An 18,716-nucleotide genomic window follows, 5' to 3' on the forward strand; every position below is an offset into this window, starting at 1 on the left:
ATCATTCTTAACCTATTTAAGTCAGCCTAAATTTCTGATCGAAAAGCCGTAATCTTCTAAAATATAGAAGCTACGGCTTTTTAGCTCAAATTAATCCTTCTTGAAATAAGAAACTGTCTTTTGCTTTTAGGCAAGCTGCGCAGGAAAGCTAATCACTTGCTCTAAACGCATCTGCTCAGTTGCAATCATCAATAAGCGATCTATGCCCAAGGCGATACCTGAACATTCAGGCATGTTCGGCAACGCAGCCAATAAATATTCATCAATTGGCATCACATGTAAACCAAGTTGTGCGCGTTCTGCATTATCGGCTTCAAAACGAGAACGCAGCACAGTAGCATCAATCAATTCATCATAGGCATTGGCAAGCTCTAAACCTTCGATATATAGCTCAAAACGGGCTGCGACCAATTCCCCATCATCATCTGTTCTGGTTTTAGCCAAAGATGCTAATTCAGGTGGAAAATCGGTTAAAAATACAGGAGCATCAAAGCCCAAACTTGGTTCTACAAAATGTGAAAACAATAGGTCGATGTAGCCTAGACGGTCATCACCCAAATCCAGATGCAAACCCACACGATGACAGCAGTCTTTCAATTGTTGCAGACTTGCCTGTAAAGGATTTAAATCCAAACGATCCATAAATGCGTGTTTATAACTCAACACTGTTGGACGTACTTCGCCAAAGCGTTGTTTTAACGTCAAATTAAGTAAATCTGTCACCTCAAACATAAGCTCTTTCAGGCTAAATTCGGGACGATACCATTCTAACATGGTAAATTCGCTGTTGTGTTTACGTCCATGCTCATCATCACGAAAGACTTTGCAAATTTGATAAATAGCACCACTACCACTGGCCAATAAACGCTTCATGGCAAATTCAGGTGAGGTCTGTAAATAGTGCGTATGCAATTTGCCCTGCACATGGCGCTGTGCTTGCACTGAAGCCAAATGCACATCTGTCACTCCTGCCTGTGACAAAATTGGCGTTTCAACTTCAAGTACTTCACGTTCCGCAAAAAACTGGCGTATTTGTGCATACAATTGTGCACGTGCGCGCATGCTGTTTAAGTCGCAAGTTGGTTGATATTGGAGATTTGAACTCATGCTTGCGGGCCTCCGTGTGCTGCCCATTCACGACGCAGAGGATAGGTTTTTCTTAAATGATCAAAAGCCTGCTGCTCAACTTTGCCCGCTTTGACACAGGCACGTAAATTGGCATCATCCTGTGCAATATCATAAATTTGACTTAAATGTGCATGCAGACTATTTTTCAAATATTGGGTTTTGAAATATTGCGCGCAGCTTGGCAATTGAGTTTCAAATTGTTTTGTGGCATCTAAACCAAAATTTTCACAAAAAGCCTGATAAATCATTTGTGTGCCGCGTGCCTTGCCTTCTAGGCTATACCCTGCAATATGCGGGGTTGCCAAAGCAAGCAAATCTAATAATTCTGCAGAGATTTCAGGTTCATATTCAAAAACATCTAATACCACTAAACGCTGAGTATGTTGAATATCCTGCATTAAAGCCGCTTCTTCTACCACTGGCCCACGCGCTGAATTAATCAGAATGGCTTGAGGCTTCATACATGCCAAACGCGCTGCATTAATTAAATGATGAGTAGGATGTTCACCAGTTTCTGTTAATGGCACATGAATGGAAATTGCATCTGCCTGTTGTAATAGTGCATCTAAGTCACATTGCTGCACATTGGGCAACTGCACAAATGGATCGTATGCGATGACATCCCAACCTAATAATTGTGCCATTTTGACCAAGCGCGAGCCGACATTGCCCAGTCCAATAATGCCAAGTTTAAAGTTTTGATTGGCATGTAGTAATTCAGGCTCGAGATGAAGCAATGCGGTAATCACATACTCACTCACCGCCTGCGCATTACAACCTGCCGCATTTGACCATGCAATGCCCTGCTGCTCGATGGCTGGGATATCAAGGTGGTCTGTGCCAATGGTCGCGCTGCCAATAAATTGAAGCGCGGTCTGTTGAATCAATGCTGCATTCACTTGGGTGACGGAACGAACTAGCAGCGCATCAGCATCTTGCACATCTTGATGCGTTAGACGGCGTCCAGCCTTGTGCTCTATTTCTGCCAAATCTGCAAAGAAATAATCGGTATATGCCAGATTTTCATCTGCAATGATTTTCATAACGCCATCCCATGTGTGTTTGCTTGTTTATGATAGCTTGAGTTGTCTAGGATGACTATGATTGTTGAGATTAATGCAGAATTGTTGAACAGCAAGCCGACGATTCATTTAGGTGGAAACATGCACGTCTATATAAAAGTTGCATATTCACAGCAAAAAAATCAGCCACCCGAAGGTGGCTGACTGCTATAGATTAAGCGAGTTAAATCTTAACCAATAAATTTACGCGCATTGCGGAACATACGTAACCATGCACCATCTTCAGTCCATTCTTCAGGTTTCCAAGAATGTTGAAGCGCACGGAAATTACGTTCAGGGTGCGGCATCATAATTGTTGCACGACCATCTTTTGAAGTTACGCCTGAAATACCTTCTGGCGAACCATTCGGGTTCATTGGATAATGTTGAGTCGCATTTCCGTGGCTATCGACATAACGTAAAATCACTTGGTTGCCTGCGTTCAAGGCTGCCAAATTAGCTTCTGGTGCAACGACGCGACCTTCACCATGTGCCACTGCGATTGGTAAAATCGAGCCTTCCATATCTTGCAATAATACAGAGTTTGATTTTTCCACACGGACGTTAACGCTACGCGCTTCAAACACTTCTGAAGTATTGCGATGGAAACGTGGCCACGCTTCTGCACCTGGAATGAGTGGTGCTAATTGTGACAACATTTGACAACCGTTACAGATACCCAGTGAGAACGTTTCTTGACGGTTAAAGAATTTCTCAAACTGGTCGCGTAATTTCGGGTTGAACAAGACTGACTTCGCCCAGCCACCGCCAGCACCTAATACGTCACCGTAAGAGAAACCACCACACGCCACTAAGCCTTCAAAGTCGTCTAAATCGACACGCCCTGCAAGCAAGTCACTCATGTGTACGTCAACGGTGTTAAAGCCGACTTTGTCAAATGCTGCCGCCATTTCTACATGACCGTTTACGCCTTGTTCACGTAAAATCACCATGTTAGGACGACGTGTGTTGATGTATGGCGCTTCAACTGGCTCATTTAAGTCAAATGTCGGTTGAGCAATTAAGCCTTTGTGGTTTTTGTCTGTGATCAAAGCAAATTCTTGATCAGCAGTTTCTGAGTTGTCACGTAAACGCTGGATTTGGTGTGATACTTCACTCCAAGCCGCTTGCAAATCGGCACGTTCAAGCACCAAGCCATTTACAGCAAGTTGGTCTGTGCTATTAACTGTACCGACTACCGAAATCGCATCTTTCAAAGTAGATGCAGCAACTTCAGCAGCTAAGTTAGCCCAGTCTGCTTTAGAGATTTGTAGTACTGCACCAATTTCTTCAGCAAACAATGCCGCAACAGATTGATCTTCTAACGCCACACCTAAACGTGAAGCGAACATCATTTCTGTTACAGTTGCCAATAAACCACCATCACCAATGTCGTGATAAGCTTGAATCAAGCCACGGTTATTCCAGTCTTGTACCAAAGCAAAGAATGCTTTGAATTCGTCAAAGTTATCGACATCTGGTGTTACTGAACCAATAGCTTTATACACTTGCGCTAAAATTGAACCGCCTAAACGGAACTGACCTTTAGACAAGTCAATACGTACCAATACTGAATCGGTATTTTTCAATTCAGGGGTTAGTGTTTTACGTACATCGGTCACTGGTGCAAATGCAGTAATTACACCTGACATTGGTGAAGTTACAGATTTATCAACACCTTCGTCATTCCAAGTGGTACGCATAGACAATGAGTCTTTACCTACTGGAATTGCAATTCCTAGCGCAGGACACATTTCCATACCAATGGCTTTTACACCTTCAAACAAAGCTTGGTCTTCGCCTTTTTGACCTGCTGCTGCCATCCAGTTTGCAGATAATTTAATGTCGCTGATCTGGTCAATTTTGGCTGACATGATATTGGAAATAGATTCTGCCACTGCCAAACGCGCAGATGCTGCAGGGTTTAATAAAGCTACAGGTGGACGTTCACCCATCGCCATTGCTTCACCTGTAAAGCCTTGCAAGCTGGTAGTGGTTACTGCTGCATCTGCAACAGGCACCTGCCATGGGCCAACCAACTGATCACGTGCAACCATACCTGTAATTGAACGGTCACCAATCGTGATTAGGAATGATTTAGAAGCAACAGTTGGATTCTTGATGACACGGTAAATCGCATCTTTCAGATCAGTAACTTGAGCTGCATCAAAATCATCACCTTGACGCTCAATGCTTTCATAAGAACGGCTCATGCGTGGCGTACCACCTAACAAGACCTGCATTGGCATATCTACAGCTTTGTTATTGAACAGTGGATCTTCAACCGTTAAATGACGCGCTTCTGTCGCTTCACCCAATACTGCAAACGGACAACGCTCACGCGCACAGATTGATTCAAATAATTCTAAAGAACTTGGACGGATGGCCAATACATAACGCTCTTGCGCTTCGTTTGACCAAATTTCCATTGGTGACATGCCTGGTTCTAAAGATGGAATCTTACGCAAATCAAGTACAGCACCTAGTTCGTGATCATTCACCAACTCAGGCATTGCGTTCGAAATACCACCTGCACCCACGTCATGCACTGATACGATTGGGTTAGCATCTTCCAAACGCCAGCATGTATCAATCACTTCTTGGCAACGGCGTTCCATTTCTGGGTTTTCACGTTGTACTGAAGCGAAGTCAAGATTTTCACCCATGGTTCCGCTATCTACAGAAGATGCAGCGCCACCGCCTAAACCGATCAACATCGCAGGGCCGCCTAAAACGATTAATAAATCGCCTGGCTGAATTGGGTCTTTTTCGACATGGTCTGGACGAATGTTGCCGTAACCACCTGCAATCATGATTGGTTTATGGAAGCCTTTTACTTCACCATTCACGTTTTGCTCGAAAGTACGGAAGTAACCATTTAACGCAGGACGACCAAATTCGTTGTTAAACGCTGCACCGCCCAATGGGCCTTCAATCATAATTTGTAATGGCGATGCCATACGTGAAGGCTTGCCATAGTTTTCTTCCCAAGGCTGTTCAAAACCAGGAATATTTAAATTCGATACTGTAAAGCCTGTTAAACCTGCTTTTGGTTTACCACCACGACCTGTCGCGCCTTCATCACGGATTTCACCACCCGAACCTGTCGCAGCACCTGCAAATGGTGCAATTGCAGTTGGGTGGTTGTGTGTTTCCACTTTCATAAGAATGTGGGCAGCTTGGCTCTTATATTTATAAACGTAGTGACCTGTTGCAGCATCTTTTTTCGGATAGAAACGCTGCGTATCAAAACCAACAATCACCGAAGCGTTGTCTTTGTAAGCCGACAATACGTCTGTTGGTGATTCTTTATAAGTATTTTTGATCATTTGGAACAATGACAATGGCTGTGCTTCGCCATCAATTGTCCATTCAGAACCAAAGATTTTGTGACGGCAGTGCTCAGAGTTGGCTTGTGCAAACATCATCAATTCAATGTCATGCGGATTACGGCCTAACTTGATAAATGCTTCGGTTAAATAATCAATTTCTTCATCAGACAAGGCAAAACCAAACTCACTGTTGGCTTTTACCAATGCCGCTTTGCCTTCACCCAAAATATCAATGCTATTTAAAGGTTTTGGTTCAGTTTCAACAAATAACGCTGCAGCATCGTTAATGTGGTTAAACACACTTTCGGTCATGCGGTCATGCAATACTTGTTTTACTTCGTTTGAAACGTCTGTAATACCTTTTAAGGTAAACAAAACACCGCGTTCTAGGCGGTGTACAGGCGTATTACAGTTGGCAAAAATATCGGTTGCTTTTGATGACCAAGGAGAAATTGTGCCCACACGTGGTGTCACTAAAATTTGAACTTCATCACTTGCAGCTTGGCGTAATTCAAAAGATGCACCATCGTTTAAAAGCTGTAAAGCAGATTGCTGTTGTTGCTCGTCGAGCGCTTGGTCAAATAAATAAACCCATTGGCTATCGAAAGATTGAACAGAACTCATTGACGCTAAACGGTTTAAGAGTTGAGTTTTCTTAAAAGATGAATGTGCAGGTGCACCGGCAACGATAAACATGCTGATTTTGGCTCCACGGGCTGATCTTTTGGACCATGCCACAATGTGACTTGAAGAGAGCGCATATTCTACTGTGAAATGCCATAATCAGCTAGATGGAAAATGGTTTTCTTGGCGCGTTTCGGCAGTAAAACTTCCGAATGTTGATTTAAAGCCTCTATTTCAGATCAATGTATTCAAGATTCGTGCTTTAAATTGCACAAAGCACTCTCACTGTGGAAATTACTGAATGATTGATGCTGTTTTTATTTTCTATGCCATCTGTTTACACACAGATGCTCTAAAGATCAGGACATGACGCTCAACTTCCGCCTTGCTCAATATCAACTAATCAAAGCACCTCAAATTCAATACGTCGATTTTTCTTACGTCCTTGTGGCGTTGTATTGTCTGCGACAGGCTGATTAGAACCTTGACCTTCGGTGCTTAAATGCGTTATCGCAATACTGAACCGTACTGGGTTTGTCGGAGACTTTTTTATTTAAGTTAGGCCACCTGACCTAACGGGTTAATCTTATCATAGTACATTGCTTCAAACTCAAAAGGTGATACATAACCCAGTGCACTGTGTACACGCTTTTTATTGAACCAATCTACCCAGTTTAGTGTCGCAAGTTGTACATCCGCTAAACCTTGCCAATCCGCTTTTAAATATTCAATCACCTCTGTTTTGTATAAGCCATTCACCGTTTCAGCCAAAGCATTATCGTATGAATCACCGGTCGTACCGACTGATGCTCGTAAATTTGCTGCTTCTAAACGATTGGTATAACGAATGGAAAGATATTGCACGCCTCTGTCACTATGATGAATCACGTTCTTTGGCATGCCTCGATCATGCAATGCTTGCTCCAGTGCATCGAGCACCATATCTGTATTCATACGTGTTGATACTGAACCGTACCGGGTTTGTCGGAGACTTTTTTATTGAAATTTGGGTCGTAATTAAACTTCTAGGATGTAGTTCACCGTAGCCCCATACAGCCTTAACAAGTAAAGCTAACTCACGTGGTTCAACAATTGCGGCATGATTTTTCTTTGGTGGTGATGGGAGTTCAATATCCTCAATCGGATTATAAGTAATGAGTTTTCTTTTTCGAGCAAATTTGAAGATTTGATTTAAGTCTGACTTCAACCTTTTTGCAACAGCGTATGCTTTCCTCTCGAGAATAGGCTGAAATACCCGATCTTCTAGCACCTCCAAAGTTAATTGATCAAAGGTTAAGTTTGCAATAAATGGCAAGACATCATGATTTAAACGACGAATCGTTTCACTATCTTCTTTCTTTTCTACCGCTCTTTTTTCAAGCCACTTTCCTGCGATCACCTGAAAAGTATGATCTAGCTCATGTTTGCGCTGGTGTTTATGTTGCAAACGTTGTGCTGCTGGATCAATACCCTTTTGAATGAGCACTTTGTATTCATCTCGAACTTTACGAGCTTCTTCCAAGGACATCTCAGGATATGTGCCTAGTGACATTTCATTACGCTTGCTCGTATATGGGCGAGTATAATTAAATATCCAATACCGACTTCCATTCGGATCAATACGAAAATACAGGTTCCCACCATCCCCTATCTTTATACTCTTTTGCGGATCAGCCTTAAGTTTTTTAATTTGTAGCGCTGTGAGCTTATTTTGAGTACGTGCCATTGTAAAAACCACGCAAAAAAAATGTAGTAAGTTTTAACTTACTACATTTCTTACTACTTTATAACTGTCGATTTACGTCAAGTGTCAACGTGCGTCGTACTGTTACATTCCAACTTTAACCACTATAATCAATCGCTTATAGCGCGTTAAGCAACGCTGGAAAGTATTGTTTGGCGGAAGCGGTGTCCGTCTAACAATAGTCCTAAGCAATCCAAATCAATATTGTAAACATATATATTTCAATGTTTTAACATTTTAATCATCCTAACACATCTTGTCTCATCCTACCATTTCCAGTATTTTATGAGGGGTAGGTTGTGGGGTAAATAAAGACATGCCAAAGAAATCTAAAGAGCTATCTGCACTCAGTGTATCAAAAATAAAGAAGACTGGGCGACATACTGTAGGGGGCGTTGATGGCCTTTGCCTGAATGTTGAAGGTAACTCCCGTGTCTGGATTTTGCGTGCAGTAGTAGGAAAACGTCTGGATAAAGATGGGAAGTTAAAACCACATCGCCGCGATATTGGAATCGGTCCCTACCCTGAAATTTCTTTAGCTGAAGCCCGTGCCAAAGCAACTGAATTAAGATTACAAATACGAAGTGGCATTGATCCAATTGCTCATAAACAAGAACAACTAGAAAAGCTGTATGTTCAGAAACTTCGTGACAAAACATTCCTTGAGTGTGCAAAAGTCGTTATTGCCAATAAGGCCCGTGAACTGAAAAATGAAAAGCATATTCGACAGTGGACTTCTACATTAGAAACCTATATTTACCCAACTTTAGGTGATATCAGTATTGGTACAATTACTAAAGTCGATATTGCCGAAGTTCTTAGACCTATCTGGACTGAGAAGAACGAAACAGCTAAACGTATTCGTGGTCGTATAGAAACCATTTTTGATTATGCTAAGGCCATGGGGTATTTTGTTGGTGATAATCCTGCTGAATGGAAAGGTAACCTCGAGCCAATCTTGGGGAATTTAAAGCAGGAATCACGCCCTCACCCATCGTTACCTTATGAACAGGTTTCTGAATTCGTTCAGCACTTGAGACAGAAAAAAGGAATTTCACCTAAAGCTCTAGAATTTGCGATTTTAACTGCATGTCGTTCTGGCGAGGTTTTTGGGGCAAAATGGTTGGAAATCGATTTTAAGAATAAAGTTTGGATCATTCCTAAAGAACGGATGAAAGCAGACAAAGAACACCGTGTTCCGTTGTCTCAAGAGGCAATCGCTTTGCTTGAATCAATTCAACAATATACCCGACCACAAGACTTTATCTTTCCTGCCCCTCGTGGTGGCATGCTTTCTGACATGTCATTAACCACATTAATTAAACGTATGCATGAACAGAAGTTTAAAGAAAATGGCTTAGGCTATATTGATCCAAAACAAAATCGAGTAATTACAACACATGGTTTTCGATCAACATTCCGTGATTGGTCGGCAGACAAAACCGATTACCCTAGAGAAGTTTGTGAGCACGTACTGGCACATAAGCTACCTGATGAAGTCGAAGCAGCTTATTTACGTGGGGCTTATCTAGAAAAACGTAAAGGATTAATGGCTGACTGGGCTGAGTTTTGTAATGCACAAAATTAATAGCATAAAATCTATACTTCCGCCTTAAATGGCAGAAGCATTAATATATTTTTCCTTCATCAAGTTTTATAGAGATTATACTTATTTGATAATATAATAAGTTTCAGCATTCAAGGTCTGTTTGATAATACATGCCAACTGCCCTAGTACTGATTCAACACGAGAATTCAATTCAGAATAATCTAGGCTCGGCTGAACTAATACTATTTCTATAGTAACGTCATAAGTTCTATACTTTTTAATCAAAGCATCTAAATCTGACATTTCACCTAATATGAATCTACTATTTTTAGTCTTTTTATAAGTGTTATTCTCTCTAATTTTTAATTGTTTTAATGCTTTTACTGCATCAGATAATTTATCACAAGTTGAAAGGGTTTGCTGAACCAGCTCATTCACAGCTCCAATAGAAGATTTTGTACCTATAGCATATTTACAATGATATAAACGCATACATACTTTTTGCTGTTCTTCATCAATCCAAAATCCAACTAAATCTGCAAGTTCATTACTACCATCGTCATAGAACAATATGTTCGGCTTATTTTCTTGAGATTGAAGTACATCAATTATTTTACCCTGAACAGAGTTTTTCACTGCCCCAAACTTCCAACTCTCTTTATTTATCTCCACCCCATTCCAGTCCAACTCAGTTACATTATCTTTTACTAATGTGTAAGAATATTTGTTCTTATAACCAATTTTTTCATTTAAACTAATTACTTCAAAACCTGAAGTCCAAGCAACAAGCCCAAGTTTTTTTGGAAGTTCCTTAATAAAATCTAACTCACAATTAAGTTTTATTCCATTATAAGACTCGGAAACTAAAATAAAACCATGTGTTAAATCATAGATATAATCAAGTGTACAAAAACAATCATCTTCAAAATAAATTTTTATCGAAAAACTTATTTTCTCTTCATCTTGTTTAATATTTAAAACCTCATAAAAGCTAAAATTTAATTTTTTTAAGCCCAACTCGCCTCTAATCCGTATCAAATTAACAGCCTTAGAAATTAAATCTACAGGTGAGATTGTGAGAATTTTAAAGTTAGCTAAGTTTTCAACACTAAATGGCTCAAGCATATTATTAACAAATGAATCAATAGGAATATTTCCATTATGAATTTTGTCATATAACGATTCACACCATTTGACCCATTGATAAATGTTAGCACTAGACATTGACCATGTGACACCCTTCCTAGAGCACCCCAAGCTAGCTTTCTTACCGTCAATGTAACCATGGCCAAACAAATTTGATAATGCATTATTATTTAAATCTTGCTGTGTTAATTCTTTGTAGACATCTGTACCAGTAAACATTCTAAATCTTATATTTCTAGATGTTGATAACATACCTAAATTTGCAAATGCTGAACGTTCTAAATCATAAAACATTCGAAATAACTCAGGAAAACTAAAGTTAATATAGCCTAACTCTTTTGCTAAATTCTGGACTAAATCCTTATTACTTCCATGAACAAATAAGTCAGTACCTTTTCTCAGAAATATGAATATATCGAACAAATCAAATTGTAACTCATCACTAGACACCCACATAGGGGTAACTTTCTTTCTTGATAAGATAATTCCTAAATTTTCTTCCCTAAAAATTGCAGAAATATAATTATCCGACAACTTATTAAAATATTTTTTAAGATTAGTTTTTTCAAAAATCTCGTTAATATCATCATCAATTTCTTTATAAATTGTTGCGCTATTTTTAATATAGAATGAATTTGATGAGAACAATTTTCTTATCAATTCATGATTATATTCACCATCAATTGAAGAACTAAAAAATTCTTCTATCATTTTTTCTTTACTTAAACTCCCAATCAATAGGTTCCAATCTGCATCAGCCTGATAAAGCTCTTGAAATTGCTCTCCAATATCATCTGCAACAACATTTGAGATGATTGTTGCTTGACCTAGTTTTTTTGTTCTATTAACCCTTGTGAAACGACCCACTAATTGCATAAATATTGGCAAGCTCTTACATTTTTTATGTAAAGCTAATATTTTTAAATTAGGTAAATCATACCCTTCTCCAAACATATCAACACAAACCACTATTTGTGTTTTTCCTTCCTTTAATTTACTTTTATCTTCTTCATTTATTCCATCTTTGCTGGTTGCTAATAAAACTTCCATTTTTTCAGGGAAATATTCTTTTATTAGAGAGGTATATAATTTTTTTAATTCTTTTGCATGCTTAATAGTAGAAGTTTTAACCATAAGAACATGCTCTAGCCCTGCCAAAATATCTTTCTGTAATACTTCCAATGCTTTCCTTGCTACAACTCCATCGGATTTCTCGTCGTAATATTCATTGACAGCTTCAAATTGAATTTTCTCAAAAATACCTTCATCAAAAGCTTTTGCAATGGAATATTGATATATGAGTTTTCCTTCTAATTTTTTGCCATCTCCTCTGTAAGGGGTTGCGGTAAATTGAAATATCTTCTTTTTTCTTTGGGTGAAATTATCACGAAGTTTTTTCCATGTTGGGGCTTCACTATGATGAGCCTCATCAAAGATCAACCTATCAAACTGATTTAAAAAAACCTTCAAATTTTCATCTTGGAATGAATTAAAAATTTGCGATGTTGCAACGACAATAAACTGTTCTTCTAAATCATGTTCAACAATTTTATCAATATCTTTTGGTTCTAACCTAGAAATAATAGGTTGTTCACTATTTTCAGGAAGAACCCCCCAAGCAATATATTTTTTCAAATCGATTAGATCATCACTTATTTGCTTCCGTAAAGAGTCGGAGGGAACAACGATTAGCGTTCTCTTAAATATTGCTTTAAATAATAATGATGCAATGACACCTGTTTTTCCTGTCCCTGTAGGCATATTAATTATTACAGGTTCTTCCTCATCATTTAAATCATAGTCTAAACATTTAAGCAATGCTGACTTTTGAGGTAGCCTTAAGGCTGTTTCATGAATAGCAAGGGTTGATTTCCACGATAAAATTATCTGATCTTTTGACTTATCATTTCCAGTATCAACTCTTACTAGCCCCATATTTAACCTGTTAGATTTATTTAAATAAGTTCTATAATGATAGTAGAAACTATTTAAAACAAGAGCAAATAATCAATAGAAATATATTATTACAATTATAAGGTTTACTTATTCTGAATTCACTCACAATCAAAATATCCTGTGTTTCTAGTTAAAACCTTTCTGATATGTTAGTGATGACTGTGATCTAGAACATACTTGGACAAGTGCTAAAAGAAAATGGCTTAGGCTATCTTGATCCGAAGCAAAATCGTGTTATTACAATACATGGCTTTCGCTCTACATTCCGTGACTGGTCAGCCGACAAAACAGACTACCCTCGTGAGGTATGTGAGCATGTACTTGCCCACAAACTACCTGATGAAGTCGAAGCAGCATATTTACGAGGGGCTTATCTGGAAAAACGTAAAGGTTTAATGGCAGATTGGGCTGAGTTTTGTACAATGGAAAATTAATTTCAGGCTCGAAATGAGCCTGTTTAGTATAAATTTAATTTTTAATCATTTATTTTTTATCCAAAGAAAAACGTCCCGGTCCTATTAAACTCAATAACAGAAAACCAGCAGCGATACTTATATTTTTATAGAAATTAACCATGTTGGACTGAACCAACTCCTGAGGTACTTGCCAATATGCGTGACCCAAGATCGCAGAACCAAGTGTGTAAAACGCAAAAACGATTGCGATTGGTCGAGTATAATAGCCAATCAAAATTAATAACGGAGCTAATACTTCCATCAACACTGCGATAAGCTGTCATTAAAAAGTAAACATGTATTCTTTTCCGAATTGGTTTGATACTCTCTCCACCCATTGCTCTATTTTATCAGCTGTCATGACTTGAAAATCTCGCCAATAATATTTCATCTGCTTCCATACCATCTCGATTCGATTTAACTCAGGGCTATAAGCTGGAATAAAATACAAATTCGTCGAAAAGTTACTTTTAAGTAGCTCTCTGTAATCAGCCATCTTTTTACTTCTATGAATCGAGGCATTATCAACAATAAGAACCAATGGAAGGTTATAAGTCTGTTTTACTTGTTGAGCTATTCCAGTTAAATAGGCATAAAACCAAGTGCTTGTAACTGACTCTTGTAAACAACTTGTCACCAGTTTCCCCGTTGAAAGCAAACACCCCATGACATTAACTCGTTTTAATCTTATTGCATCAACCGCATGAACATCACCTATCTTTGTCCACGCATAGCGGTTATCAGGTGTAGATGAAAACCCTGTTTCATCAACATAACCTAATATAATTTCACCACGTGCCGCTTGCTCTCGTAATTTTTCAATCTGCTGTGTTGCTTGTTCAAATGCAATCGGATCTCTTTTTTTTCAAGCTATGACGGGTACGCTTGAAGACCATACCTGAATCACGTAAAAACTTACGAATGGTTTCAACAGACACGGACACTTCGTATTCTTCATGTAGTTTGACTCGGATTTGTTCTGCATTGAGTGGACTTGTATTGACCCAATCTAGGATTTTCGCCTGATAGTCTGAGATCAATGTATTGGGCCGACCTGAGCGATGACCTTCTTTAATCGATTCAAACTCATACAATTCCCAACGTCGGCGTTGTAGCCTTATGGTTTCTGGGATACGTTCTTGTAGAGTGGCAACTTCCGCAACACTTTTACCTTCAGAAAGCCAGAGAATAGTTTGGGCACGTTGTCTTTCACGCCAATGTTTTGCATGCTTGGCCAGAAAAATGAGTCGTTCTCGCTGTTCTAAACTAAGTGGTACAGAAACAATTCGAGGCATGTGTGAACATCTGTTAACTAAAAAAACTTTTTCGCATGATTAGTTATTTTTGTCAACTTAAAGGCTGCCAATATTGCAAAAGGAAGATCGAGAGACTGCATATATTGAACGGTTTGATCAAAATGCATCAGCTTGGGAATACCTAATTTAATGAATAACACGACTATTAATAAACGCGCGGTCAATAAAAGATATGACTGCGCATCAGGAAAATCATAATATCTCAACTTATCTAAATTCATTTTATGCTAGACCTATATTGAAAACGCTGTTTCTCGCGGCGTTATTAGAAGTTAACAAAGAAAAAAGTGAACCCGAAAGCTCACTTTTTGCCTTTTAGAATTTCACTAAAAACTCTTTTTATAATTCACAAAGAATCGAGTTTCAGAAAAATCATTACCATATTTAATCTGATTATCGATCCTAATTAATTGCATACCAAAACCTTTCAGATAAGACTGTTGAAAGTCATAATTTAAATTGACACTTGATTCACTTTCCTCGTTCTTTTTACCATTCGCAGCTTTAAAATCATTACCATAGCTATATTTCAAAGTGGCTTTTAAACCAGGCATATAATTCTTAAAATCATAGCTATAAATTAAATGATAGGACTTTTCATTTTCCTTAAAAAATCCTGTTGTGCCCCAGTTAATAAAATACAATTCTGGTAAGAAACCATCTGGTAATGGATAAGCAGATTCTCCGCTAATTTCCTGATAACCTAAACCTACACTATGATTATTTACTTTTAAGGTTTCTAAAATCCCAAAGTTTCCCGCATTAATACCTAGATTTCTATTATCTTCTTGAGCATTAAAATATTTAACTTTTGAATTAATCGTAAATTTTGGTTGTTTCCAGTTATGTTCAAGTGATGCGTAGTGTGTATCATAAAGGTCTTCTAACTGACCAAAATAATATTCACCTTTGATACTCGGAGAGAACTGGTAGCGTAAGTCTATGTAATTCAAACCATCTGATTCATACTTAACGCCATTCACAGTTTTTGAGAATTTCCGGAAATTTTCTTCATTACGTGGTGATACTTTTTCTACACGTCCCAGTTCAACTTTAAGTTGATCATTTATTTGCGATTGAAGATTGGTTCCCCAGTAAGAGGTTAATAATTGACGACTGCGGTCAACCGAAGTAATCGGTGTATCTAACCAGAGCTCACCTACTCTGAGTAGGGTTTGATCATAGCCAACTTTTAAGGTTGCTCCATATTTCAGATGATCTGAGGCCTGCGATTTGTCTGCGGTATTAAATGGTAAAACAGAATCTGAAACATGCTTGTCATCACTTAATCGAACGGCATACTGCACAGAAGCATCTACCCCCACCTTGATCGGCTGATCGGCAATTTCTAGGGGCGTATCTATCATATTTGATTTGTAGAACAGCGAAGCTGCTTGTGACCAACTACCTGTATCTTTCACGTCAGTCGAATCAAACTCGCGATTGATATAAGCATTTCGCAGGGTAAAGGTCCATTGATCAGTAGTATTTTGAGCAAAAACCTGACCAGTAGACATAGCGAGTACCAATGCAGATAAACTGCAGGTTAAAAGTCCTTTTTTCATTTTAGCGTCCCATAGTCTTAAGGGGGATGACTTATCAAAGAATGATGAGTCAGTGGTTACTTAAAGTTATTTATATTTCAGCTATATCCATCCATAACTATTTTATATAAATGTTAGTCAAGATATAGTTTTAGACTGATCAAATAACTGATGCATAATGTTGATCATTTTTTTACAGGCTATACTTAATTCATCATTAGGTCTTAGTGAATAACCCACTTCTACAATTTGCCCCAAATTTTCAGTTGGCAATATTTCGATCATGCTATTTTTAGATAAGTATTCCGCTACATGATCACCCATAAAACCAATCGCTTCTGATTGCATCAAAATAATGATATTGGTCAAAATAGACATGGATTCAATAATATTATGTGGAAAAGGTAAGCCCTTCTGCTTAAAAAAATCTTCAATTGCCTGACGCATTTCCGAAGCGGGTAAAGGTAACAACCAAGGATATTGCAACAACTCTTCTATCCTCACGTGCTCATTCTTTAACAATGGATGATGTTTAGATACAACCAAGTTGATCTGCTCCCTGAATAAGGCCGTATGTACTAAATCATATTGGTGATTAAATTTGAAGTGTTGACTAGGAATTCTCCCAACCACCATATCCAGATCACCTTTTAATAAAGCTGGAAACAATTCTTCAATAGTGCCAACTTTGACCGTCACTACAATATCTGGATAATGTTTCTTAAGTTCAATGATCGATTCTGGTAATAATCGCACACTGCCTGAAAGCAGTGTACCAACAACAATATGGCCAGCATGTCCACCACGGAAACTATTAATATCATCGACTAGATATCGCAGTTGAGTTAATAAATGATTAACGCGCTCTGCTAACTGGTGCCCTTCAGGTGTAGGCTCTACACCATTTTTCTTACGTACAAACAATTTAACCTGTAATTGTTCCTCAAGTTCCTGAATAGCTTTAGTCACTGCAGGCTGTGTAATGTGCAGTTGGTGAGCCGCATGCACAATAGAGCCTGATTGCAATACTTGATTAAATATTACAAATGGTCTCAGCTTTACACGATTTAAAGCAATGTCTTTAATATTAAAAGCACGATCATCAAGTATCTTCATAGGTCATTAGATATTAAAAAATGTCTTTGCGTTGTTAACCAAAATCTTTTGCTGTTTTTCTTCAGACAAATTACTGTTTTTGACCAAATGCCCTATTTCTTGCTCACCTAAAGGAAAAGGTGCATCAGAACCTAGCATGACACGATCTTCTCCCATTTTTTCAATCAGAAAATTTAGAGCAAGAGAATCAAAAACTGCAGAATCTACCCATACACGACGTAAATAAGATGATGGTAAGTTTGGGCAGTCTTCACGTACAATGTCACGATGTTTCCATGCGTTGTCTACTCGACCAATCAAGTATGGCAAGCTTCCTCCCCCGTGAGCAAAGCAGATTTTTAAATTTTCTGGTAAACGTTCAAATGCTCCTGATAAAATGAGCGACAGTACACCTAATTGAGTTTCAGCTGGCATAGATACTAGCCATTGCAACATCCATTTAGGCATACGATCTCCCCCCATCATATCCCAAGGATGAATAAAAACAGGCATATTTTCATCTGCACAATGATGTAAGAATGTCAAAATCCCCTCATCATCGAGATTTTTCAAACCGACATGATTTCCAATTTGAACACCGATATGTCCAATCCGTTTCGCACGACTTAACTCCTTACATGCCTCCTCAATATCTTGTAACGGAACTTGGGCCATAGCCTTAAGTCGTTGAGGGCGATAGCTACACATTTCGATAGCCAGATCATTCATCAAACGGTTCCATTCGACCACTTTTGGGCTCATCGGTTCAGCATATGCGAATGTCACTGGTGTAGAACACAGAACCTGAATATCAACATTCTGTTGATCAAGTTCCTCAACTCTTCTTTCTGGACTCCATAATGCATCATACACGGGTCGAAAATCTTTGCCATTTAAGATAATATTACCCGTTCGTCCATCTGACTTGATTTTTAACCATGGTACAGTTTCTGGATTCAATCTGTTGGCTTGCTTCTCAGTTATTTTCGGAAAAAAATGAGAATGGATATCTATCATCATAAGAAAGTATTCCTTAATCCAAAATAGCAAAATAAATATTTTTTAAGTAACTCATATTTGATTTTTCCCTCTTTTAATAAGATTCAAAAGAGGGAAATATATGCAACTATTAAATAGAAAAATGTTTTTTGATAAAATCTTAAAATTGAGCATTGGTTACTTTCGAAGATTTTAGTGATTTAAGCCATTCAGATGCCTTTCTACCTGGATGAACAGATCCGCATTGAGTACAAGTACGTGCAGTATCGTCTAAATCATAAAATTTTCTATACATAATTGGGAGATCTTCAACTAGATTAGTTAACTGACCGCTTGTTTCAAAAACCAAGTCAGCACAATCCGCACAATACCAAGAGAATTTATCAATGAACCCTTGTGGGCGAGGAAGCTCTACCAAAAAGCACAATCCTTTTTCGTGACGCTGTGGAGAATGTTTAACATGTGCAGGGAGTAAGAAAACATCACCAGCTTTAAGATCAATGCGCTCAAATTGGCCCCTATCCCATATAATAATATGGGCATTTCCATGAATTTGATAAAAAATCTCTTCATAGGGATTGTCATGGAAATCACTTCGATAATTGGGACCACCAACAACATTAATGATATAGTTGCCATCATTAAATACTGAAGCATTTGCTACAGGTGGTTTTAGAAGAGCAAGATTTTCTTCCGACCATTGGACTAATTGCTTTGGTAATCCATATTTCAATTCCATGAAATTTCTCCTTGGCTTTCTAATTAAT

The 18,716-nt window shown here is 38.3% G+C and carries 14 protein-coding genes and 4 pseudogenes; 3 read left to right on the forward strand and 15 right to left on the reverse strand.

What is annotated here, in order from left to right; all coding sequences use genetic code 11:
• Positions 1–126: 126 nt before the first annotated feature.
• Positions 127–1,107, reverse strand: a complete 981-nt coding sequence (epmA, locus tag FTU71_RS03240; protein WP_096902381.1) for an EF-P lysine aminoacylase EpmA — start codon at positions 1,105–1,107, stop codon at positions 127–129.
• Positions 1,104–2,171, reverse strand: a complete 1,068-nt coding sequence (locus tag FTU71_RS03245) for a 4-phosphoerythronate dehydrogenase (protein WP_180111370.1) — start codon at positions 2,169–2,171, stop codon at positions 1,104–1,106. Before FTU71_RS03245 ends, epmA begins: the two co-directional genes overlap by 4 nt.
• 51 nt (positions 2,172–2,222) lie before the next feature.
• Here FTU71_RS03245 and FTU71_RS14590 point away from each other — a divergent pair, with 51 nt between their 5' ends.
• The gene (locus tag FTU71_RS14590; RefSeq protein WP_256732322.1) at positions 2,223–2,354 is read left to right on the forward strand and encodes a hypothetical protein; all 132 of its coding nucleotides are present in this window, start codon (positions 2,223–2,225) and stop codon (positions 2,352–2,354) included.
• Between the two features lie 26 nt (positions 2,355–2,380).
• On the opposite strand, the gene purL is transcribed toward FTU71_RS14590, so the two are convergent.
• From purL to FTU71_RS03265, 4 genes and pseudogenes are all read right to left on the reverse strand, one after another.
• Positions 2,381–6,217, reverse strand: a complete 3,837-nt coding sequence (gene purL, locus FTU71_RS03250) for a phosphoribosylformylglycinamidine synthase (protein ID WP_180111372.1) — start codon at positions 6,215–6,217, stop codon at positions 2,381–2,383.
• 331 nt (positions 6,218–6,548) lie between these two features.
• Positions 6,549–6,665: pseudogene (locus FTU71_RS03255) on the reverse strand (OmpA family protein); the annotation flags it as partial.
• 38 nt (positions 6,666–6,703) lie between these two features.
• Positions 6,704–7,111, reverse strand: a pseudogene (locus tag FTU71_RS03260) (integrase core domain-containing protein); the annotation flags it as partial.
• Positions 7,112–7,133: 22 nt separating this feature from the next.
• Positions 7,134–7,871: pseudogene (locus FTU71_RS03265) on the reverse strand (tyrosine-type recombinase/integrase); the annotation flags it as partial.
• Between the two features lie 334 nt (positions 7,872–8,205).
• Between FTU71_RS03265 and FTU71_RS03270 the strand changes: the two are divergent.
• Positions 8,206–9,477 (forward strand): tyrosine-type recombinase/integrase, encoded by a 1,272-nt coding sequence (locus tag FTU71_RS03270; protein ID WP_180111374.1) that lies wholly within the window; start codon positions 8,206–8,208, stop codon positions 9,475–9,477.
• Positions 9,478–9,558: 81 nt separating this feature from the next.
• Here FTU71_RS03270 and FTU71_RS03275 read toward each other — a convergent pair whose 3' ends face one another.
• Positions 9,559–12,519, reverse strand: coding sequence for a DEAD/DEAH box helicase (locus FTU71_RS03275; protein ID WP_180111376.1), 2,961 nt, complete (start codon positions 12,517–12,519; stop codon positions 9,559–9,561).
• 203 nt (positions 12,520–12,722) lie between these two features.
• Between FTU71_RS03275 and FTU71_RS03280 the strand changes: the two are divergent.
• A pseudogene (locus FTU71_RS03280) lies at positions 12,723–12,974 on the forward strand (integrase); the annotation flags it as partial.
• 49 nt (positions 12,975–13,023) lie between these two features.
• Here FTU71_RS03280 and FTU71_RS03285 read toward each other — a convergent pair.
• From FTU71_RS03285 to nbaC, 8 genes are all read right to left on the reverse strand, one after another.
• Positions 13,024–13,257, reverse strand: a complete 234-nt coding sequence (locus FTU71_RS03285) for a DoxX family protein (RefSeq protein ID WP_257222436.1) — start codon at positions 13,255–13,257, stop codon at positions 13,024–13,026.
• Positions 13,258–13,278: 21 nt separating this feature from the next.
• Positions 13,279–13,845: an IS630 family transposase gene (locus FTU71_RS03290; RefSeq protein WP_121533679.1), complete on the reverse strand. Its 567-nt coding sequence runs from the start codon at positions 13,843–13,845 to the stop codon at positions 13,279–13,281.
• Positions 13,835–14,290 carry a helix-turn-helix domain-containing protein gene (locus FTU71_RS03295; protein WP_004973749.1) on the reverse strand — a complete coding sequence of 152 codons (456 nt, stop codon included), beginning with the start codon at positions 14,288–14,290 and terminating at the stop codon, positions 13,835–13,837. The genes FTU71_RS03290 and FTU71_RS03295 overlap by 11 nt, the downstream gene beginning before the upstream one ends.
• A gap of 17 nt (positions 14,291–14,307) precedes the next feature.
• A complete protein-coding gene (locus FTU71_RS03300; RefSeq protein WP_180111378.1) occupies positions 14,308–14,532 on the reverse strand; it encodes a DoxX family protein in 225 nt (74 codons plus the stop codon).
• A 105-nt stretch (positions 14,533–14,637) separates the two neighbouring features.
• Positions 14,638–15,828, reverse strand: coding sequence for an OprD family porin (locus FTU71_RS03305; protein ID WP_257222440.1), 1,191 nt, complete (start codon positions 15,826–15,828; stop codon positions 14,638–14,640).
• A 165-nt stretch (positions 15,829–15,993) separates the two neighbouring features.
• Complete coding sequence (locus tag FTU71_RS03310; RefSeq protein WP_180111382.1) at positions 15,994–16,971, reverse strand: LysR substrate-binding domain-containing protein; 978 nt, start codon at positions 16,969–16,971, stop codon at positions 15,994–15,996.
• Between the two features lie 6 nt (positions 16,972–16,977).
• Entirely contained in the window at positions 16,978–17,970 is a 993-nt protein-coding gene (locus FTU71_RS03315) for an amidohydrolase family protein (RefSeq protein WP_180111384.1), read from the reverse strand.
• Between the two features lie 139 nt (positions 17,971–18,109).
• The gene (nbaC, locus tag FTU71_RS03320; protein ID WP_180111386.1) at positions 18,110–18,688 is read right to left on the reverse strand and encodes a 3-hydroxyanthranilate 3,4-dioxygenase; all 579 of its coding nucleotides are present in this window, start codon (positions 18,686–18,688) and stop codon (positions 18,110–18,112) included.
• Positions 18,689–18,716: the final 28 nt, after the last annotated feature.

The sequence above is a fragment of the Acinetobacter sp. YH12136 genome (assembly GCF_013418545.1).
In the GTDB taxonomy this organism is placed as follows: Bacteria; Pseudomonadota; Gammaproteobacteria; order Pseudomonadales; family Moraxellaceae; genus Acinetobacter; species Acinetobacter towneri.